The organism is Kineococcus siccus (assembly GCF_009906795.1).
Lineage (GTDB): Bacteria > Actinomycetota > Actinomycetes > Actinomycetales > Kineococcaceae > Kineococcus > Kineococcus siccus.
Window position 1 is genome coordinate 1 of sequence record NZ_JAAALN010000051.1, and the last position, 20,796, is coordinate 20,796.

General features: G+C 77.2%; 17 protein-coding genes and 1 rRNA gene. 1 reads left to right on the forward strand and 17 read right to left on the reverse strand.

All coding sequences use genetic code 11. The features are described 5' to 3' along the window. Positions 1–221: 221 nt before the first annotated feature. The 16 genes from GTR02_RS08140 to GTR02_RS08215 form a co-directional block, all read right to left on the reverse strand. Positions 222–2,804, reverse strand: a complete 2,583-nt coding sequence (locus tag GTR02_RS08140; protein ID WP_166606985.1) for an AMP-binding protein — start codon at positions 2,802–2,804, stop codon at positions 222–224. Positions 2,805–2,983: 179 nt separating this feature from the next. After that, entirely contained in the window at positions 2,984–3,832 is an 849-nt protein-coding gene (locus GTR02_RS08145) for an AAA family ATPase (RefSeq protein ID WP_166606998.1), read from the reverse strand. A 422-nt stretch (positions 3,833–4,254) separates the two neighbouring features. Beyond that, entirely contained in the window at positions 4,255–5,298 is a 1,044-nt protein-coding gene (gene xerD / locus GTR02_RS08150; RefSeq protein WP_338073668.1) for a site-specific tyrosine recombinase XerD, read from the reverse strand. Positions 5,299–5,430: 132 nt separating this feature from the next. Then, a complete protein-coding gene (locus GTR02_RS08155; protein ID WP_338073669.1) occupies positions 5,431–6,105 on the reverse strand; it encodes an NUDIX domain-containing protein in 675 nt (224 codons plus the stop codon). After that, the gene (locus tag GTR02_RS08160; protein WP_166606986.1) at positions 6,102–7,817 is read right to left on the reverse strand and encodes a CTP synthase; all 1,716 of its coding nucleotides are present in this window, start codon (positions 7,815–7,817) and stop codon (positions 6,102–6,104) included. Before GTR02_RS08160 ends, GTR02_RS08155 begins: the two co-directional genes overlap by 4 nt. A gap of 11 nt (positions 7,818–7,828) precedes the next feature. After that, entirely contained in the window at positions 7,829–9,001 is a 1,173-nt protein-coding gene (locus tag GTR02_RS08165; RefSeq protein WP_166606987.1) for a glycosyltransferase, read from the reverse strand. A 26-nt stretch (positions 9,002–9,027) separates the two neighbouring features. Further along, a complete protein-coding gene (locus GTR02_RS08170; RefSeq protein WP_166606988.1) occupies positions 9,028–10,644 on the reverse strand; it encodes a lipid II flippase MurJ in 1,617 nt (538 codons plus the stop codon). Positions 10,645–10,726: 82 nt separating this feature from the next. After that, positions 10,727–11,566: a hypothetical protein gene (locus GTR02_RS08175; protein WP_166606989.1), complete on the reverse strand. Its 840-nt coding sequence runs from the start codon at positions 11,564–11,566 to the stop codon at positions 10,727–10,729. Next, complete coding sequence (locus tag GTR02_RS08180; RefSeq protein WP_166606990.1) at positions 11,563–12,522, reverse strand: copper transporter; 960 nt, start codon at positions 12,520–12,522, stop codon at positions 11,563–11,565. Before GTR02_RS08180 ends, GTR02_RS08175 begins: the two co-directional genes overlap by 4 nt. A 94-nt stretch (positions 12,523–12,616) precedes the next feature. After that, positions 12,617–13,822: a putative cytokinetic ring protein SteA gene (gene steA / locus GTR02_RS08185; RefSeq protein ID WP_166606991.1), complete on the reverse strand. Its 1,206-nt coding sequence runs from the start codon at positions 13,820–13,822 to the stop codon at positions 12,617–12,619. A 108-nt stretch (positions 13,823–13,930) separates the two neighbouring features. Then, on the reverse strand, positions 13,931–15,835 hold the full coding sequence (gene recN, locus GTR02_RS08190) for a DNA repair protein RecN (protein ID WP_166606992.1): 1,905 nt from the start codon (positions 15,833–15,835) through the stop codon (positions 13,931–13,933). After that, positions 15,832–16,758, reverse strand: a complete 927-nt coding sequence (locus GTR02_RS08195) for an NAD kinase (protein WP_166606993.1) — start codon at positions 16,756–16,758, stop codon at positions 15,832–15,834. Before GTR02_RS08195 ends, recN begins: the two co-directional genes overlap by 4 nt. After that, positions 16,755–17,564 (reverse strand): TlyA family RNA methyltransferase, encoded by an 810-nt coding sequence (locus GTR02_RS08200; protein ID WP_166606994.1) that lies wholly within the window; start codon positions 17,562–17,564, stop codon positions 16,755–16,757. The genes GTR02_RS08195 and GTR02_RS08200 overlap by 4 nt, the downstream gene beginning before the upstream one ends. 1 nt (position 17,565) lies before the next feature. Then, positions 17,566–17,748 carry a hypothetical protein gene (locus GTR02_RS08205; protein WP_166606995.1) on the reverse strand — a complete coding sequence of 61 codons (183 nt, stop codon included), beginning with the start codon at positions 17,746–17,748 and terminating at the stop codon, positions 17,566–17,568. Between the two features lie 9 nt (positions 17,749–17,757). Then, on the reverse strand, positions 17,758–18,858 hold the full coding sequence (locus GTR02_RS08210; RefSeq protein ID WP_166606996.1) for an HAD-IIA family hydrolase: 1,101 nt from the start codon (positions 18,856–18,858) through the stop codon (positions 17,758–17,760). After that, positions 18,855–19,301, reverse strand: coding sequence for a tetratricopeptide repeat protein (locus tag GTR02_RS08215; protein ID WP_338073670.1), 447 nt, complete (start codon positions 19,299–19,301; stop codon positions 18,855–18,857). Before GTR02_RS08215 ends, GTR02_RS08210 begins: the two co-directional genes overlap by 4 nt. A 117-nt stretch (positions 19,302–19,418) precedes the next feature. Here GTR02_RS08215 and GTR02_RS08220 point away from each other — a divergent pair, with 117 nt between their 5' ends. Next, positions 19,419–20,591: a DUF1015 family protein gene (locus GTR02_RS08220; protein WP_166606997.1), complete on the forward strand. Its 1,173-nt coding sequence runs from the start codon at positions 19,419–19,421 to the stop codon at positions 20,589–20,591. A gap of 130 nt (positions 20,592–20,721) precedes the next feature. On the opposite strand, the gene rrf is transcribed toward GTR02_RS08220, so the two are convergent. Continuing rightward, positions 20,722–20,796 (reverse strand): 5S ribosomal RNA (gene rrf / locus GTR02_RS25045); the annotation flags it as partial.

Sequence of the window (20,796 nt, forward strand, 5' to 3'; positions counted from 1 at the left end):
GGGTGGGGGGTCTCTCGGGCACGGCACGGCCTGTGCTCCGGGCCACCGACGGTGCCACGCGCACGGCTGCGGAGTTCTGCTCCGTGGCCGGGGTTGCGCCGTCCGGGGCCCCCGCGTCACCCGACGGGCCCAGTCGGGTGCGCGACCGTGCACGGGTCCGGGGACGACGAAGGCCCCCGACCGAGGTGGTCGGGGGCCTGCGCCAAGCGCGGGAGGAGTTCTCAGCCGGCGCGCGCGGACGAGCGGCGCTCGAGCGCGGTGAGGTCGATCACCCTGTCCTGCAGACCGTCGAGGGCTGCGCCGACGATCTCCGCGATGGGCGGGACGAAGAGGTCGCGCAGGATCGAGGTGTGCTCGCCGGGAACCCGGTGGAGGCTCCACTCGCCCGTGAGGTGGGCCTCCCACGCGGCGCGGGACTCGCTGTCCGGGTCGTCGTCGGCGACGACGACGACGGTCCGGCCCGCGTAGGGGGTGGTGCGGTAGTGCCGCTGCACCCACACGCCCTGCCGGTGGAACCGGTGGTAGTGCCCGAGACCCGTCGCGTCGAACAGGCCGGTGCTCAGCAGGCCGCCGATGCCGAGGACCGTCTTGACGAACCCCGGGCCCAGCGGCGGGGGCGTGAGCCCCGGGTCGGGCGGGAACGAGTCGAGGACGACGAGGAGCTCGACCTCCTGACCGGCGCGCTGCAGCTGCTGGGCCATCTCCAGCGCGATGATGCCGCCGAGGGAGTGCCCGCCGAGGCGGTAGGGCCCCTCGGGACGGACCCCGCGCATCGTCGCGATGTTGCGGCGGGCCATCCGGCGCACCGACCAGTCCGGCAGCGCACGGTTCTCCAACCCGTTGGCCTGCAACCCCCACACGGGCACGCCCTCGGGCAGCCGGCTCGCGAGCGGCCGGAACCCGGCCGCCACGCCGCCGGCCCCCGCGACCAGGAACAGGGGGTTCCCGGAACCCTCGCGCCGCAGGGCCACGAGCGTCTTGATCGAGCGTCCCCGCTCCTCGCGGATGGCCCGCGCGAACGCCTCGGGGGTGGGGTTCTCGGCCAGCATCGCGGTGGACAGCCGGGACGCGGGGACGTCGAGCTCGTCCGCGACCGTCGCGACGATCGACTCCGCGACGAGGGAGTCGCCCCCCATGGCGAAGAAGTCGGCGTCGATCCCGATCTCGGGCAGGTCCAGCGCGCGCTGGAAGATGCCGACGACCACGCGCTCGAAGTCCGTGCGGGGGCCCTTGGACCCCGTGGTGTCCGCGGGGGCGGGCAGGCCCGAGCGGTCGAGCTTGCCGCGGTCGGTGCGGGGCAGGGCGTCGAGGAAGACGACCTCCTCGGGGACCATGTGCGCGGGCAGGTTCTCCCGGACGACGGCCCGCACCGTCGCCGCGGTGAGCCGCGGCACCGCCGGGACCACGTAGGCCACGAGGCGGTGGCGTCCCGTGCGGGCCGAGACGACGCCGGTCACGAGCGCCTCGCGGACCTCCGGGCGCGCGAACAGGACGGCGTCGACCTCACCGGGCTCGACGAGGAGGCCGCGGATCTTGACGCTGTGGTCGGTGCGCCCGAGCAGGCGCAGGCACCCGTCGGCGGCCAGCGAGCCGACGTCGCTCGTGCGGAAGCTGCGGGTGCCGTCCTCGTGCTCGACGTAGGACTCCGCGGTGCGCAGCGGGTCGCCCCAGTAGCTGCCGCCGATCCATCGGCCGGTGACGACGACGCGGCCCGTCCCGCTGTCGTGCAGCGCACCGGCCTCGTCCTCGACCTGCAGGCGCGCCCCCGGCACGGCCCAGCCGACGGGCGTCGCGCCCTCGGGCGAGGGGTCGTCCGCGCCGAGCACGTACTCCGCCATCAGCCAGGTCTCGGTGCTGCCGTAGCGGTTGCGCAGCGAGCACTCGCGGCCCACGGCCCGGCGGACGGCCGCGAGCTCGGAGCCGTGCACCGTCTCCCCCGCCATGGTCAGCGACTTCAGGCCCTCGAGGCGGCCACCCGGGCCGAGCGCGGCGAGCGCGCCCCGCAGGATGGCCGGCGAGGCCAGGAGGACGTTCGCGCCGACCTCCCGCATCCACGCCGGCAGCGAGGCGACGGAACGGCTGCGGGGGTCGAAGAGCTCCTGACGGGCACCCGAGAGCAGGCAGGCGAGGGTGACGCCGATGCCGGCGCTGAAGGCCAGCGGCAGGACGTGCACGACCACGTCGCCCTCGCCGTAGCAGCCGGTCCCGACGGAGTTCGTCCACGCGTCGTGGAGGATCGAGCGGTGGTCGCAGGCCACGCCCTTGGGGGCGCCCGTCGACCCCGACGTGTAGACGATGAGCGCCGTGTCGCCGGGCCGCGCGGGCGAACCCAGGAGGGCCTCGGCGGCGGCGGGCAGCTCGGGGGCCGTCCCGGTCGTCTCGGGGTGCAGGACCGTGGCGGCGACCTCGGCCGCCGTGGCCGCGTGCGCCGCGTCGCTCACGCAGACCGTGGCGCCGGCCGACTCCAGGTAGTGCCGCAGCCGGGGCGCCGGGGTGGTCGGGTCGAGGACGACGAGCGGGGAACCCGACGCGAGGACGCCGACGACGGCGGCCACCGCGCCGACCCCGTGCGAGCGCAGGACGGCGACGGGCCGACCCTGGGGGTTCGCCGCCAGCACGGCGGAGCGGACGGTCGCGGCCCGGCGGAGCAGCTCCGCCCCGGTCAGCCGCTCCTCGGCGTCGGCGGCGACGACCTCGTCACCCAGCGCGAGCGCGACCTCGACGATCCGCGGCACCAGGTTCCCCTGCGCCATCTCCTCGGTCAGCGGCGCGAACCTGCTGCCGCGCGTGTTCCCGACCCCCACGGTCAGCCCCCCTCAGTCGTCAGAGGTGGACTCTAACCGCCGGTCGGGCCGCCGCGGCGGCCTGCACCTCGCAGAGGAGGGCCGAACGACCGACCGGCCCAGGAGTTGTGACTCAGAGTCGCGACAAGTGACTCATCCGCACGGCCGCAACGCTTTCGGGGCCTCGCGTGCGGATGGCGTCAGGCCGCGTCACCGCGTGCGACGAGTTCCCGCGCGAGCTGCCGGTAGGCCTCGGCCCCGGGGTGCGTCGAGGCGTAGGACGTGATGGGTTCCGCCGCCACGGTCGCGTCGGGGAACTTCACGGTGCGACCGATCACTGTGTGGAACACGTCGTCACCGAACGCTTCGACGACCCGGGACACGACCTCGCGGCTGTGCAGCGTCCGGCCGTCGTACATCGTCGCGAGGATGCCGTCGACCTCGAGCGCCGGGTTCAGGCGTTCCCGCACCTTCTCGATGGTCTCCACCAGCAGCGCCACGCCGCGCAGCGCGAAGAACTCGCACTCCAGCGGGATCAGGACGCCGTGCGACGCGGTCAGCGCGTTGACGGTCAGCAGTCCCAGCGACGGCTGGCAGTCGATGAGCACCACGTCGTAGTCGTCCAGCGCGGGCCGCAGCGCCCGGGCGAGCACGCTCTCACGGGCGACCTCGCCCACCAGCTGGACCTCCGCGGCCGACAGGTCGATGTTCGCGGGCAGGAGGTCGAGCCCGGCGACCGCCGTGTCGCGGATGACGGAGCGCACGTCCGTGCCCCGCTCCATCAGCACCTGGTAGACGGTCGCGTCGAGCTCGTGCGGGTTGACGCCCAGGCCCACCGACAGCGCCCCCTGGGGGTCGAAGTCGACCAGCAGCACCCGGCGGCCGTACTCGGCCAGCGCGGCCCCGAGGTTGATGGTCGTCGTGGTCTTGCCGACCCCGCCCTTCTGGTTGCACATGGCGATCACGCGCGCCGGCCCGTGCTGCGTGAGCGGCGGGGGCACGGGGAACGTGGGCAGCGGGCGGTTCGTCGGCCCGGCCTGCGGCCCGATCTCGAACTGCGACTGCTCGCCCGGGCCGGGCGAGGTGCCGGGCAGCACGCCCTGGTCCGCTGGCCCGTCCACCGCAGCGGGCCCGTCCACCGCAGCCGGCCCGTCCACCGCAGCAGGCCCGTCCACCGCAGCGGGAGCCTGCGCCACCGGGGCCCGGTCCCCCTCGGCGTCGGTGCCGACGTCGTCGACCGGCGCGGGGGGCGGCGTGGACCGGGCGTCGTCCAGGTCCACCGGCAGCGGCGGCTGCGACGCGGCACCGGCCGGGCTCGCCGGCTCGCTGCCCGGCGTCGGCGACGGGCTCGGCTGGGACTCGCTGGTCACGGGGTGGCACCTCGGCTGGTCTGGGTCGCTGGTCGGGTCAGTGCTCGTCGTCGCGGGCGGGACGCACCGGGCGGCACGCGGGCCCGCACCGCGGGTCGACCTTAGTCCGCGCGTGACGGGGTGGTCACACCGCTCGCGGCCGCGGGGAAGCGCGCCCGGGGGTGCGTCACGCTGTGCACCTCGCGCAGCGAGTCGGCCGTCACGAGCGTGTAGACCTGCGTCGTGGCCACGGACGCGTGCCCGAGCAGCTCCTGCACGACCCGGACGTCGGCGCCGCCCTGCAGCAGGTGCGTCGCGAAGGAGTGCCGCAGCGTGTGCGGGGAGACGGCGCGGACGATGCCGGCCCGCCCGGCCGCGGCCTGCAGGGTGGCCCACGCGCTCTGCCGGGACAGCCGCGCGCCCCGCGTGTTGAGGAACACGGCCGGGCTGCCGCGGCCCGAGGCCGTCAGCTGCGGGCGCGCCCGGACCAGGTAGGCCTCCAGCGCGGCGCGCGCGAACGACCCCATCGGGACGATGCGCTCCTTGGACCCCTTGCCGCGCAACCGGACCACGCCGTCCTCACCCAGCGCCGCCGGGGACACGTCGTCGAGGTCGAGGCCGACGGCCTCGGAGATCCGCGCGCCGCAGCCGTACAGCAGCTCCAGCAGGGCCCGGTCGCGCAGCGCCGCCGGACCCTCGCCCAGGCCCGCGACCTGGAGCAGGCCCGCGACCTCGTCCACCGCGAGCGCCTTCGGCAGCCGGCGCGGCGGCGCGGGCGGGCGGACCTCGGCGCTGGGGTCGTCGCCGGCGCGTCCCTCGGCGAGCAGGAACCGGTGCCACCCCCGCACCGCCGAGGCCGTGCGCGCCGCGGAGCTCGCGGTCAGCGCCGACGCGCCGTCGCCGCCGTCGCGCAGCGCCGCGACGAAGGCGCTGACGTGCTCCTCGCGCACGGCGTCGACCTCGCGGACCCCCGCGCCCGCCAGGAAGCGGACGTAGCGCGCGAGGTCGCGGCGGTAGGCCGCCAGCGTGTTGGCCGACAGGCCGCGCTCGACCTGCAGGTGGCCCAGGTACTCCCGCACGGCACGCTCCAGCCGCACGGCGTCCGCGGCGGCCGCGGCGTCCGCGGGGCCGGCCCCGGCCGGCGTCGACGGGGAGGAGACGGGCACCCGGACGACACTAGCCAGGCCCGGCGGCCCTCCCCGGCGCACGACACGGTGTCCCGAGGAGCCGGGCCGCGCGTCCGGCGGGGCAGCGGAGGCGGGCGCGCGTCCCGCTGGGCGGTGCGGGACCCCGGCGGCTCAGCCGAGGTCGGTCGGCCAGGGGGCCTCGGCGGGCCGCAGCGTGGCCCAGCCCGCGGCGCGGGCCGCGGACGTCGCCAGGACCCCGATCACCGCGCCGGGGTTGCCGAGGCGCCCGGCCAGCACCGCCTCGACGGCCTCGGCGAGCGGCACGCGCACCGGTACGAGGTCGCGCTCCTCGTCCTCGCGGGCGTGGCGCTCGGCCGCCGGCACCGCGGACAGGCCGCGGGCCAGGTAGATCCGGTTCGCCTCGCTCGACCCGCCCGGGGAGTTGAACCAGTCGACGACGACGTCCCAGCGCTCGGCGCGCAGGTCGGCCTCCTCGGCCAGCTCGCGCTGGGCGGCGGGCAGCGGCGCCTCGCCCGCGACGTCCAGCAGGCCCGCGGGCAGTTCCCAGAGCTCCCGGCGCACCGGGTGGCGGTACTGCCGCAGGAAGAGGACGTGCTCGTCGTCGTCCAGCGCCAGGACCGTCACGGCGCCGGGGTGGCGCTGCAGGTCGCGCGTCACCGACGTCGGGCCGTCCTCGCCGGGCAGCTCGACGACCTCGCGGACGACGTCCCAGACGCGGCCCTCGAAGACCGTCTCGGTCGACGTCACGGTGCGGCGCACGACGGCGTCGCGCAGCTCGGCGCCCGCCACCACGGGCACGCCCAGCTCGTCGGGGAAGCCGCTCACGCGCCGACCTCCGCGGCGAGGACGCCGTCGTCGGACGGTTCCGGCTCGACGTCGAGGAGCTGCTCGTCGCGCTGACGCTGCAGGGCCGCGGCGACCAGGCCGGAGAACAGCGGGTGCGCCCGCGTCGGGCGCGACTTGAACTCCGGGTGCGCCTGCGTGCCGACGTAGTAGGGGTGGACGTCGGCGGGCAGCTCCACGAACTCGACCAGGCCCCGGTCGGGCGAGAGCCCCGAGAAGGACAGCCCCGCCTCGCTGAGCTGGTCGCGGTAGGAGTTGTTGACCTCGTAGCGGTGGCGGTGGCGCTCGGAGATCCGCTCGCTGCCGTAGGTCCCCGCGACCACGGACCCGGGGGCCAGCACGGCCTCCCACGAGCCCAGCCGCATGGTCCCGCCCATGTCACCCTCGCCCGCGACGATCTCCTGCTGCTCCTGCATCGTCGCGATGACGGGGTTCGCCGACGCCGGGTCGAACTCCGTCGAGCTCGCGTCGGCGAGGCCCGCGACGTTGCGCGCGTACTCGATCACCATGCACTGCAGGCCGAGGCACAGCCCCAGCGTCGGGACCCCGTTCTCCCGGGCCCACCTCAGCGCACCGAGCTTGCCCTCGATGCCCCGCACGCCGAAACCCCCGGGGACGCAGATCGCGTCGACGTCCTTGAGGTGCCGGCGGGCTCCGGCCGGCGTCGCGCACTCGTCGGCGGCGACCCAGCGGATGTCGACCTTGGCGTCCTCGGCGAAACCCCCGGCGCGCAGGGCCTCGGTCACCGACAGGTAGGCGTCGGGCAGGTCGATGTACTTGCCGACCAGGGCGATCTCGACGCGGCGGCGCGGGGAGTGCACGCGGCGCAGCAGGTCGTCCCACGTGGTCCAGTCGACGTCGCGGAAGGACAGGTTCAGCTTGCGCACGACGTAGGCGTCGAGGCCCTCGCGGTGCAGGACCTTGGGGATGTCGTAGATGGACGGCGCGTCGACGCACGCGACCACGGCCTCCTCGTCGACGTCGCACATCGAGGCGATCTTCCGCTTCACCCCGTCGGGGATGTCGCGGTCGGAGCGGCAGACGATCGCGTCGGGCTGGATGCCGATGCTGCGCAGCGCCGCCACGGAGTGCTGGGTCGGCTTGGTCTTCAGCTCACCGCTGGGGCCGATGTAGGGCACGAGCGAGACGTGGACGAAGAACACGTTGTCGCGGCCGAGGCGCTGGCGCACCTGGCGGGCGGCCTCGAGGAACGGCAGGGACTCGATGTCGCCCACCGTGCCGCCGACCTCGGTGATGATGACGTCGATGTCGGGGCGCGCCTGGGCCCGCATCCGGTCGACGATCTCGTTGGTGATGTGCGGGATGACCTGGACCGTGTCCCCGAGGTACTCCCCGCGGCGCTCCTTGGCGATCACCGCCGAGTACACCTGGCCCGTCGTGACGTTGGCGGAGGCGTCGAAGCGGACGTCGAGGAACCGCTCGTAGTGGCCGATGTCCAGGTCGGTCTCGGCGCCGTCGTCGGTGACGAACACCTCGCCGTGCTGGAACGGGTTCATCGTCCCGGGGTCGACGTTGAGGTAGGGGTCGAGCTTCTGCATCGCCACGCGGAGGCCGCGGGCCCGGAGCAGGCGACCGAGGCTGGAGGCCGTGAGCCCCTTGCCGAGGGAGGACGCGACCCCCCCGGTCACGAAGACGTGCTGGGTCTGGACCTCGGGAGTGCTGCGGTTCGCCACGGACTTCGAGGTTACCCGACGCGGGGCGCGTGCGGGCCCTCGGTGCCGCGGACCGCGTCGTGCACGCGCAGCACCTGGGCCAGCGCGTCGGCGTCCGACGGCAGCTGCGCGGCCCGGCGCCGCGCGTCGGCGGCGCGGCGCTGCCGGCGCCCCGGGTCGGTGAGCAGGGCGAGCACGGCGGCCGCCAGCCCGTCGACGTCGTGCACGGCGACGAGGTCGGCGGCCTCGCCCGTGACCTCCCGGGTGCCCCCCGCGTCCGTGGCGACGAGCGGGCGCCCCGCCCGCAGCGCCTCCTGCACGAAGACGGGCTGGCCCTCCCACACGCTGGTCGCGACCACGACGTCGCACGCCGCGAGCAGGTCGGGGACGTCGCGGCGGGCCCCCAGCAGGCGGACGGGCAGCCGCTCGGCGAGGACCCGGTCGGCGAGCTCCGCCCGCAGCGGGCCCCCGCCCGCGAGCAGCAGGACGACCTCGCGGTCCCGGCCGTCGGCCTCGACGCGCCGGGGCAGGGCCGCGACGACGTCCAGCAGGTCACCGAGGCCCTTCTGGGGCGCCAGCCGCGCGACGGCCAGCAGCACGAACGCGTCCCCGAGCCCCTCGGCCGCCCGGACCTCCTCGCGGCTGCGCCCGGGCGGCGCCGGGGCGGGAGCGGGCGCGGGGACCAGCGCCCGCTCGACGCGGCGCGCGCCGGCCACCCGGGCCGCGGCCACGAGGTCGCCCGAGACGCCCAGCACGGCGTCGGCCCCCCGGCACACCGCCGCCTGGACGGCGCGGCCGAGCCGCGCACGCGCCCCCGTCCCCAGCACGGCGTTGTGCAGCGTGACGACCAGCGGCGGACGCGGCCGCAGGCTCCGGACGGCCAGGAGCGCCACGAGCCCGGCCCGCACCCCGTGGGCGTGGACGACGGGCCGCTCACCGGCGCGGACGAGGCGGCGCAGACCGGCGGCGGCCCGCAGGTCGCGCGGCGGGTCCAGCGCCGCGCCGATCTCCAGGGGCCGGGCCGCGATGCTCCCCGGTCCCGCGGCCGTCCCCGACCACCCGTCGGCGAAGCGCCGCAGCGTCTGCGCCGGCGCGGCCACCTCCACGGCGGCACCGGCCGCCGCCAGTCCCCCGGCGAGCGACGTGACGTGCCGCCCGACCCCGCCCGCGCTGCTGCCCAGCACGAGCACCACCCGCCCGCTCACGGCGCCTCCCCCTCCGGACCGCTCCGTCACGACCGGCCCCCGCGCACGACGGCGCGCGCGCTGCCCGTCAGCACGCCCAGGTCCCGGGCGTCGAGGAGCCGGACCACGACGAGCCAGACCACGGCGGCCACCCCCGCGGCCAGGACGCCGACCCCGACGGCCGCGACGACCGAGCCGGTCGGCACGACCCGCGCCACCGCCGTGCCCGCCAGCGCCCCGGCGACGGCCGCGGCCACCCCGGCGAGCACGGCCCGCGGCACCCCGGCCGTGGCCGCCGGACCCGCCTGCCCGCGCAGGGACCGCGCGAGCAGCACCGCGCCCAGGGTCAGGCCCAGGCTGTGCGCGGCGGCGACGGCCGTCACGACGGCGGCGTCCGGCAGCAGGGCCGCCAGGCCGACCGCGGCGACGAGCACGAGGCCCCAGCCGGCCACCGTCCCCGTGGCGGCCGCGCGGCCCCGCCCGGCGCTGTAGAGGGCGCGGGTGAGCAGCGTCAGCAGGCCGTAGCCGAGGAGTCCCGGGGCGAACACGACGAGCGCGGTGCTGAGGTCCCCCGTGCGCCCGGACCCGACGCGACTGCTGACGAAGACGACCGCGACGGGACCGGCGACGGCGGCCAGCACGGCGGCGCCGAGCGTGCAGACCAGGACGACCGTGCGGGCGGCCCGGGCGACGAGGTCGGCGAACTCGGCGCCCGCGGCGCGGGACAGGCGCGGGAAGACCGCGGTCGCCACGGGCACCGCCAGCACCGCGTAGGGCAGCAGGAACAGGGCCCAGGCGTAGCTCCAGCGGTTCACCGCGCCTGGGTCGCCGGCGTCGTTGGTCAGCCGGGTCACGGCCACCGCGACGACCTGCTGGGCCAGCACGACGGTCAGGCCGGACAGGGCCAGCGACCGCAGCCGCGCCCCGTCCCCCGGGGCGGGGCGCCACGTGGGCCGCCACCGCACGCCCGAGCGGAGCGCGGGTGCGTGCGTCGCGGCCAGGGCCAGCACGCCGAGGGTCGTGCCGCCGGCCAGGACGGCGAGCGCCGCACCGGGCACGGCGTCCAGGTCGCCCCTGGCGACCACGGCCGCCGGCACGAGCCCACCCACGACGACGTAGGCGGCCCCGACGACGAGGCTCGAGACCAGCGGGGCCGCGGCCGGCGCCGTGAACCGCTGCTGCGCCTGCAGGACGCCCGCGAAGACGATCGCGACGGCGTACAGGGGCACCTGCGGGAGGAAGACGTGCAGCATCACCACCGAGGTCCGCAGCAGGTCGGGACCGCAGTCCGTGCCCGCGTCGCCGAGCAGCAGCCGCAGCACGGGCCGGGCCAGCACGGCCGTGAGGGCGGCCACGACCACGAGCGCCGTGACGCTCCACGTGAGGGCGGCGGAGGCGGTGCGCGAGGCCGCGGCCCGCTCGGCGGGGTCGGCCGAGGCCAGCCGCGCCGAGAGCAGCGGGACCAGCACGCCCGCCAGGGCACCGCCGGCGACGACCTCGAACAGGACGTTCGGCACCTGGTTGGCGGTCTGGTAAGCCGTGCCCAGGCACGTGTCGCCGACCGTCTGGGAGAAGGCGAACAGGCGGCCGAAGCCCACCACGCGGGCCAGCACGGTCAGCAGCGCGACGGACGCGGCCGCCGACGCGATCGAGCGGACCCTCACCGCCGGCCGCGCCGTCGCGGCCCCGGCCCCGCCGTCGTCCTCGCCGTCGTCCCCGTCGTCGTCCTCGTCGACGTCCCCGTCCTCACGGCCGTCCCAGCCGGTCCAGCCCGCGCAGCCCCGGCGTGGCCTCGATGACGGCGGTGAAGCTCACGCGCTCGCTCAGTCCCGTGAGCGCGAGGACCGCGGTGAGCGCGAGCAGCCGCCCCCGCCGGCCGCAGCGCGCCAAGACCGCGACGCCGAGCAGGGCGCCCAGGGCGTTGGCGCCCGTGTCGCCGAGCATGCTGCGCCCGGCGAGGTCGTCGTCCAGGGCGGCCACCGCGGCGCCCGCCGCGGCCGCGGTCAGCGGCCGCACCGCCGCGGGGACGTCCCCGGCGGTGAGCGCGGCCGCGACCAGCAGCGCGGCCTTCAGGGCCCGCCCCGGGCGCAGGTCGAGGAGGTTCAGCAGGTTGGCGCCCCCGGCGACGAGGGCGGCCGCCGTCGCGAGGTCGGCGAGCTCCCCCGGCCGCCGGGACGCCGGCCGCAGCGTCCAGGCGGCCGCGACGCCCGTGGCGCCGATGCCGAGCACCTTCCACGCCCCCGTGGTGATCCGTCCGCGTCGTGCGGCGGCGAGGTGCCCGCGCAGGCCGCGGGCGCCGGCCGCGCGGTCGCCCTCGGCCTCCGCCAGGTCGTCCAGCGCCCCGAAGGCCCCGGCGCCCAGCACCGCCAGCAGGGCCGCCCGGCGCCACGGCGCGGGAGCGAGCAGCGCCCCGGCGGCCGCGGCGAGCGTCGTGACCGGCCCCTCCAGCAGGGTGACCGGCGCACCGCGGTGGTTGCGCCGCTCGAAGCGCTGCGCCCCGCCCGGCACGTGCGCGGCGAGGACGGGCCGCAGCCGGCGGCCCGCGAGGGTCGCCGCGACGAGCGCCGCGGCGCCGCGGCCGCTCACGGCGCCGGCGCCGGCAGCGCCGGGCTGATCGCGCCGGCCCCGGCTGCGGTGCCGTACTGCCCGGAGGTCCCCGACAGCTGCTCGCGCAGGGCCAGGACCACCGTGAGCTGCCCGGTGACCGAGTCGAGGTCGTCGACCGTGCTCACGTCGTCGGAGACGCCCGAGCTGCCGCGCACGGCCGCGACCGGTCCGCCATCGGCGGCCGCGGGGGGCCCGGCGACGACCGCCCCCGCGGAGCGCTGGTCGAGCTCCCTGGCCAGGGCGAGCCAGCCCGCCGTCGCGGCGCGCGTCTCGTCCTCGGTGGCGTTGTCGTCGGGCGCCCCGCCCACGAGGACGGCGAGCGTGCCGCGCTGCGCCAGGTCGCCGTCGACCGCGACGAGCCCCGCGTCGGTGAGGGCCGTGGCGATGGCGGCCGCGGTCGGGTCGGCGTCCGTCCCGGCTCCCACCGGGTCGGCCGTGACCAGCACCCGGGCCAGCGCCGCGGCGAGCTGCGTGTCCGTGTCCGCCCCGGCCGCGGGCGGGTCGGTCAGCTCCGGCAGCAGCTGCACCGCGAGCTGGTTGCGGAAGGCCGCCTGCTGGGGGTCGAACCACTTCTCCTGCAGCGTGACCCGCGCGGACACGGTGGCCCCGGCGGCCTGCAGCTGCGTCACGGTCGCGTCGGCCTGGCTGCCGTCGGCGCCCGGGAGCTCGACGACGGCGACGGAGCGGCCCGTCAGCTGGCGGGCGACGAGCGCGGGCCCGACGGCCGTGGCCCAGTCGTCCTTGGCGTCGGAGGCCTCGAGCGCCTGGTCCCGCTCCGTGCGCAGCTGGTTCTTCTCGGCCGTCAGCTGGTTGACCTGCTCGGTGATGCCGACGGAGATGCCCTCGTTGAGGGGGCCGGCGCCCAGCACGATGCCCACGGCGAGGGCGATGAAGACCGAGACCAGCGAGACGACGTGGTAGCGGAAGTCGATCACTGCGGGTCCTGTCGTTCGGGAGCGTGCGGAGCGGCGGGGTGCGGTGCGCCCACCGGGCGGCCGGGCCGGCGCCCCGGCCGGGGGCGGGACCAGGTCACGGCCCGACCCCCGGGAGGATCCCCAGGACGAGCGCCCACAGGTCCTCCAGCCGGGCCGCGGTGACGGCCAGGATGGCCTGGCCGGTGGGGGTCACGGCCAGGGCCGCGACGAGCGCGAGCACGCCCGCCGCGAGCAGCAGGAGCACCTGGCGGTTGGAGATGCGGGAGCGGTAGAGGCGCGAGACGCCCTTGGCGTCGACCAGCTTGCCGCCCACCCGCAGCCGGGTGAGGAACGTGCTGGCCATGCCGGAGCGGCCCTTGTCGAGGAACTCCACGAGCGTCACGTGGGTCCCGACCGCGGCGATCAGGGTGGCGCCCTTGTCGTCGGCCAGGAGCATGGCGACGTCCTCGCTGGTGCCCGTGGCGGGGAAGACGACCGCGTCGATGCCCAGCTGCCGCACGCGCTCCAGGCCCGGTGCGCGGCCGTCGCGGTAGGCGTGCACGACGATCTCGGCCCCGCTGCGCAGGGCCGCGTCGGACACGGAGTCCATGTCGCCGACGATGAGGTCGGGCTTCCAGCCGGCCTCGAGGATGGCGTCCGCACCGCCGTCGACCCCGATCAGCACGGGCCGGTACTCGCGCACGTAGGAGCGCAGCGTGACGAGGTCGTCCTTGTAGTGGTAGCCGCGGACGACGACGAGCGCGTGCCGCCCCTCGAGCACCGTGCGGATGTCGGGAACCCCGACGCCGTCGAGCAGGAGGTCGCGCTCGCGCCGCAGGAACTCCATGGTGTTCGCCGCGAAGGCCTCCAGCTGCAGGGAGAGCCCGGCGCGCGCGGCCTCCATGTCGGCGGCCACGGCCTCGGCGGTCAGCCGGCGCCCGGTCGCGAGCGGCACGCCGTCGAGCAGCAGCCGGTCGTCGGCCACCGAGACGCGCGCGCCCTCGCGGACCGCGGTCATCACGTCCTCGCCCACGGCGTCGAGGACGGGGATGCCGGCCTCCACGAGGATCTCGGGGCCGAGGTTGGGGTAGCGGCCCGAGGTGCTGGCCGAGGCGTTGACGACCGCGGCGGGGGCGCAGGCCACGAGTGCCTCGGCGGAGACCCGGTCCAGGTCGAGGTGGTCGATGACCGCGACCTCACCGGCCTTGAGCCGCTTGGTGAGCCGCTTGGTGCGCCGGTCGACCCGGGCGGTGCCGCCCACCACGTCGGGCACGAGGTCGGTCGCCGCGGTCTCCCCGCGCGTCCGCCGACGCCTGAGCACGCTGGAACTCCTCACCCCCCGCGGGCCGGTCCTCCGGCACGACGCGGTGTCGTCATCCTCGCGGGGGCCCGCTGCGCCGCCCGTCCGCCCTGCCGCCGTGCCGGCAGGTCACGGCGACGATCGTCGCACGCGGGCGGCACCCGGACGTGTCGCACGCGCCGCGGGGACGCGCTCCGCCGCGCCGCCGGTGGGCGTGCGCTCCGGGGTCGCCGCCGTGGCGGGGACCCGCCCGGGCGCCGCGGAGGCGCGGCGGCCGCCACGCGCGGGGGTCCGCGGGCGCGCCTCGACGTCCTCGCCCGCGTCCCGCGAGGAGCGGAGCAGCTCCTCGGCGTGGGCCCGCGCGGTGCCCGTGCCGCTGCCCGAGAGCATCCGCGCGAGCTCGGTGATGCGGCCCTCGTCGTCCAGGTGCACGACCCCGGACTCGGTGACCGACCCGTCGTCGGTCTTGACGACGGTCAGGTGGTGGTCGGCGAACGCCGCGACCTGCGGGAGGTGGGTGACGACCAGGACCTGCGTCGAGCGCGCGAGCCGGGCGAGGCGCCGGCCGATCTCGACGGCCGCGCGCCCGCCGACCCCGGCGTCCACCTCGTCGAAGACCATGGTCGGCACCGGGTCGGCCCCCGCGAGCACCACCTCCAGGGCCAGCATCACGCGGGACAGCTCGCCGCCGGAGGCGCCCCGCGCGAGCGGTCGCGGCGCGGTGCCGGAGTGCGCGGCCAGCAGCAGCTCGACGGTGTCGGCACCGGAGGGACCCAGGTCACCGGACGTCGTCACCGCGACCTCGAGGCGGGCGCTGGGCATCGCCAGGGCGGCGAGCTCGTCGGCGACGCGCGTCTGCAGCTCCGCCGCGGCCTGCGTGCGGGCCGCGGTCAGCCGGGCCGCCAGGCCGCGCAGCTGCTGCTCGGCGGCGTCGCGCTGCGCCGCGAGGGCCTCGAGGCGGCCGTCGTCGTCGAGGTCCAGCAGGCGCCGCGCCGCACGCTGCGACCACGCCAGGACGGCGTCGACCCCCGAGGCGCCGTCGGGCGCCGCCGCACTGCCGCAGCGGCGCACGAGCCCGGACAGCGCGGCGCGGCGGTCCTCCACCGCGGCCAGGCGCACGGGGTCGGCCTCCAGCCCCGCGCCGTAGTCGGCGACCTCGGCGGCCAGGTCGGTGAGCAGGTAGGCGATCTCGGCGGCGCGCGCGGCCAGGGCGGCCAGCGCCGGGTCGTGCTCGCCCCCCGCGGCCAGCGCCCGGCGGGCGGCCTCCACCCGGGCGTCGGCGCCGCCCTCGCCGGTGCCGTCGGTGCCGGCCGACTCGCCCGTGAGCGCCGCGTGGGCGTCGTCGGCGGCGACCCGCAGCTGCTCGACGTTGAGCAGCCGCTCGGACTCCTCCCGCAGGGCGAGGTCCTCCCCCGGCTGGGGGTCGACGCGCTCGACGTCCTCGAGCCCCAGGCGGAGCAGCTCTGCCTCCCGGGCGCGCTCCTGCCCGTGCGCCAGGACGTCGTCGTGCTCGGCGCTCAGGCGGCGCCACCGCTCGTGCTGCTCGCGGTAGCGCCCCAGGTCGGCGGCGAGCGCGGCACCGGCGAAGGCGTCGAGCACCCGCAGCTGCTGGGCCCCCGAGCGCAACCGCAGCTGATCGGTCTGGCCGTGCACGGCCACGAGGTGCTCGGCGAGGTCCGCGAGGACGCCGACGGGCGCGCCGCGCCCCCCGACGTGCGCCCGGCTGCGGCCGGAGGACGCCAGCGTCCGGACGAGGAGGAGGGCCCCGTCGTCCAGCTCGCCGCCGGCCTCCACGGCCCGGGCGGCCGCGGGGCCGTCGGCGTCGACGACGAGGCGACCCTCGACGATCGCGGAGTCCGCGCCGGTCCGGACCGCGGCGGCGTCGGCGCGCTCACCCATGAGGAGCCCGAGGCCCGTCACGACCATCGTCTTGCCCGCGCCGGTCTCACCGGTGATCACGGTGAAGCCCGGGGACAGCGGGAGCCGGGCGTCGCGGATGACCCCGAGCTGGCGGATGCGGATCTCCTCGATCACAGCGTCACCCCCAGCCCCTCGTGCCGCGGCCCGCGCCAGCCGTGCACGGGCAGCCCGAACTTCGCGACGAGCCGGTCGGTGAACACGCCCGTGCTCAGCCGCGCGAGGCGGATGCTCGACGGCGAGCGGCGGACCTCCACGCGCGCCCCGACGGGCGCCGGGAAGCGGCGGCGGCCGTCGCACCAGAGCACGCCCCCGTCGTCCATGCTCGGCAGCACCTCGACGCCCACGACGGACGTGGGCGCGATCACGAGGGGCCGGGCGAAGAGCGCGTGGGCGCTGATGGGCACGACGAGCAGCGCCTCGACCTCCGGCCACACGACGGGCCCGCCCGCCGAGAACGCGTAGGCCGTCGAGCCGGTCGGGGTGGCGGCGATGACCCCGTCGCCTCCGAAGGTGCTCAGCGGGCGGCCGTCGACGTCCACGACCAGCTCGAGCATCCGCTCGCGGTTGCCCTTCTCGACCGAGACCTCGTTGACGGCCCACGACTCGGCCGTCACGACGCCGTCGACGACGACCCGCACGTCGAGCGTCATGCGCTCCTCGACCCGGTAGTCGCCCTCCACCACCCGCGCGACGGTGCCCTCGAGCTCCTCGCGCTCGGCCTCGGCGAGGAAGCCGACGTGACCCAGGTTGACGCCCAGCAGGACGGTGTCGGCGCCGCGCACGAGCTCGGCCGCGCGCAGGATCGTGCCGTCGCCCCCGAGGACGATGACCATCTCGGCTCCCGCGACGGCGCCCTCGAGCTCGCACTGCTCGACGAGGCCCCGGGTGGCGTCGTCCAGGGCCGCGGCCTCGTCGTGCGTCATCATCGTGTTCACGCCCGCGGCGTGCAGGCGGTGCACGACCTCGGTGAGCGCGACCACGGCCTCGCGCCGCCCGGTGTGGGCGAGGACGAGGACGTGCCGCCCGGTCCGGCTCACGCCAGGCCGTCCTGCGGACCGTCGGCGACCGCGCGCAGCAGGTCGTCCTCGGCGAGGCCGGGCGCCCCCGCGGCGAGGTGCAGGAAGTACTCGACGTTGCCGCTCGGCCCCGGCAGGGGGCTCGCCGCGACACCGCGCACGCCGAGGCCCACGGCCCCGGCGGCGGCGGCCACGTCGCGCACGGCGGACGCCCGCAGGTCCGCGCTGCGCACGACCCCGCCCGCGCCCAGCGCCTCGCGGCCGACCTCGAACTGGGGCTTCACCATGAGCACGTGCTCCGCATCGGGTGCTGCGCAGCGCGCGAGCGCGGCCAGCACCAGGGTCAGGGAGATGAACGACAGGTCGGCGACGACCAGCGAGGGCGCCGGCGACACCTGGGCGGGGTCGAGGGTGCGGACGTTGGTCCGCTCGAGCACGGTGACCCGCGGGTCCTGGCGCAGGGGCCAGGCGATCTGGCCGTAGCCGACGTCGACCGCCACGACGTGCCGGGCACCGCGGCGCAGCAGCACGTCGGTGAACCCGCCGGTGCTCGCGCCCGCGTCGAGGCAGCGGCGACCGGCCGGGTCGACGGCGAAGGCGTCGAGCGCCCCGACGAGCTTGTGCGCCCCCCGGCTGACGTAGCCGTCGTCGGCCTCGTCGCCGGCCACGACGATGGGCGCGGCCAGGTCGACCTGCGTGGCGACCTTGGCCGCGGCCGTGCCCGCGACGAGCACCCGGCCGGCGCTCACGAGCTCCCCCGCGTGCTGGCGGGAGCGGGCGAGCCCGCGGCGGACCAGCTCGGCGTCGAGCCGTTGCCTGCGCGTCATGTCAGGCGTCCGCGGCGGCCAAGCGCTCACGCAGGGCGTGGTCGACCGCGGCGTAGACCTCGACGTGCTCGTGCACGCCCAGGGCGTCGAGGGACTCCAGCCGCGCGAGAGCCCCGGCGAGCGCGTCGTCGCCGGCGACGTCCGCGCGCGCCGCCGAGGGAGGTGGCTGGGGCAGTGGGGTCACGCGGTCACGCTACCCGCGGGCGCCGACATCACCAGCTCTGTCCCCAGGCGCGGCGGCGAGCAGACCGGCGGTCACCTCGGCGGCGAACGGGGCGACGTCGAGCACGCCGCCGCCGTCGAGGATGTGCCAGACGGCCTCCGCGGCGGCGCGCAGCACGTCGAGCCCGTCCGGACCGCCGTCGCCGCCGTCGACCGTCGCCGCCCCGGCCGCGACGCGCACCACCGCGGCCCGGCAGCGCGCCACGAGGGAGCCGTCCGCGGCGGGCTCCACGGTCACCGCGGGGTGCGCGTCGGCCGTGCCCCGCAGGTCGTGCGCGACGAAGACGGGCCGTTCCCCGGGCCGGGCGGCGAGGAGGGCCGTGACGTCGGTGACGCCGGTCAGCACCAGCAGGCCCGGCAGCTCCGCGGTCGCGGCCCCCTGCAGGTCGGTGTCCAGGCGGTCCCCGACGACGAGCGCCGAGCGGGCGCCCAGCCGCTGGACCGCGACGTCGAAGAGGGCCCGCTCCGGCTTGCCGCACACGGCGTCGGGCCGCCGACCGGAGGCGACGGCGACGACGTGCACGAGCAGCCCGTTGCCGGGCGCCGGTCCTCCCGGGGTCGGCACGGTGGCGTCCAGGTTGGTGGCCGTCCAGGGCAGTCCCGACCGCACGGCGTGGGTGGCCTCGGACAGCTGCACCCACCCGAGGTGGGGGGAGAAGCCCTGGACGACGGCCACGGGCGCCTCGGCCAGCGACGTGACGGGACGCAGCCCGACGGCCTCGAGCGCCTCCTGCAGCCCGGCGCCGCCCACGAGCAGGACGGGCGAGCCGGCCGGCAGCGTCGCGGCGAGGTGGGTGGCCGCCGCCTGCGCCGAGTTGACGACGTCGTCCGCCGTGGCCGGCACGCCGAGGTCGCTCAGGTGCTGCGCGACGACCGCGGGCGGCCGCGAGGCGTTGTTCGTCACGTAGGCCAGGCGCAGCCCCGCGGCCCGCGCGGCGTCGAGCGCCGCCGCGGCGTGCGGGACGGCGGCGGCGCCGATGTAGACGACGCCGTCCAGGTCGAGCAGGAGCGCGTCGTGGTCGTCGAGCAGCGTGCCGCTGCTCGCGCGGAGGGTGGTGGTGCTGGTGGTCACGGGCTCCCCGGGGTCTGCCGCGCCGCCAGGGTGGCGCGGACCTGTCGCAGTCGGTCGGCGTACTCCGGGCGGTCGGGGCGCATGGCGCACGCGAGTGCGAGGTGCTCCGCCGCCGGACCGAAGTCGCCGAGACGGCTGAGGGAGAGCCCCAGCCCGAAGTGAGCGTAGTCAGCGTCGGGCCGCTCCTGGACGAGTCGCCGGAAGGACGTGACCGCAGCCGCCACGTCACCGGAGTCGTACTGGGCACGGGCGAGCGCCTCGAGCAGGCCGGTCGACGCGGGTTCCTCGCCGTAGGCGCGCACGAGCAGGGTCGCCGCCTGGGCGGCGTCGCCCGCGGCCAGCAGCGCGAGACCGCGCTGCATCCACTCGTAGGGGCCGCCGCTGGGGCGGCCCACGCCGGAGTCCTCCTCGGCGGGGTCGGCGGCGGGGCGGTCGTCGGGCACGGGGGCACCTCCGGGGAGATCGAGGCTGACGTGGTGACACCCCCCGAGGCCACGGGGTGCACGCTCCACGACCGTAGGATGCGCCGAGTGGGGGGTCGTCGCACGGGGACGCGCGCCGTGCCGACTCCTCCCGGGGGCTCGCACGGCCCGCTCCTGCTGCCGTTCGCCGGTCTCCGCTACGAGGAGTCGGTCGCGGGCCCGCTGGGGTCGCTGGTCGCCCCGCCCCACACGGAGCTCGGCCCGTCGCTGCGCTCGGCCCGCCTGGCATCCTCGCCCTACACGGTCACGCACCTCGAGCGGCCGGAGTACTCCCCCGGTGACGGCCCGGCCGTCCGGCGCTGGCTCGCCGAGGGCGCCCTCGTGGAGGACGAGCCGGGCTACTACGTCGTGCGCCAGCGCCGCGAGGACGGCCGCGAGCACCGCTTCCTCCTGGCGGCCCTCCTCGTGGGCCCCGAGACCGACGGCCGCGTGCACCCCCACGAGTCGACGATCCCGGAGGCCGTCGTCTCCCGCGTGGAGCGCCTGCGCGCGACCGGCGTGGACTCCGAGCCGGTGCTGCTGGTCGACGACGCCGGCGGGCACACCGCGCGGCTCGTGGCGTCGGCGGAGGAGCTGGGCGCCCACGTGGCCACGGGCCGCACCACGGCCGCCGCGCCACTGTCGCTGGACGTGTGGCACCTGCGCGATCCCGCCGTGGTGGAGAGCATCACGGTGGACATGAGCCGGCACGACCTGCTCATCGCCGACGGTCACCACCGCTTCGCCGCGGTGCGCGAGATGGCGCGGGCATCCGGTGCGACGCAACGCCTCCTGGTCGCCGTGGGCGACCAGCGCTCGTGGCCGCTGGACCTCGTGAGCCTGCACCGGGTGGCGCCGATCGGGGCGTGGGACGCGCTGCTGGCGGCCGCGTGCGAGGTCGAGGAGGTCGACGCCGAACCGGCGGCCGTGCTGACGGTGCTCCGGGGCCTCAGCGACCCCTGGGTGGTCCTCGCAGGTGCCGATCGCGCCCTGTGCCTGCGCACGGATCCGACGCTGGCAGCGGGGGCGGGCGCCGGAGCCTGGGTGGACACCGTCCTGGCCGGCAGCGGCCTCGAGGACCGCACGGTGCGCTACGAGCCGGACGCGGGTGCGGCGCTCCACCGTCGGCCCGCCGACTCGCTCGGGGTGCTCATCCCCCGGCCGACGCTGGCGGGGGTGCGTGCGGTCGTGGACCGCGGCGGGCACATGGGGCGGAAGACGACGTCCTTCCGGCCCAAGCCGCTGGCCGGGACCGTGCTGCGCCTGCGCTAGCGAGCGGTGCCGGCGTCGTGGGGGACTCGTCCACACCCCCAACCCGCGGACCCCGGGTCGGGCACGAAAATGGGGTGCGGGGTGGGTGACCCGTCACGGGTCACCCACCCCACACCCCACACGTTGAGCGGTCCGGCGGTGTCCTACTCTCCCACTCAGTCTCCCGAGCAGTACCATCGGCGCTGGCAGGCTTAGCTTCCGGGTT

Excerpts from the sequence above, each read along its gene's own strand:
- GTR02_RS08200 (WP_166606994.1), bottom strand. The coding sequence starts at position 17,564 with ATGACGCGCAGGCAACGGCTCGACGCCGAGCTGGTCCGCCGCGGGCTC.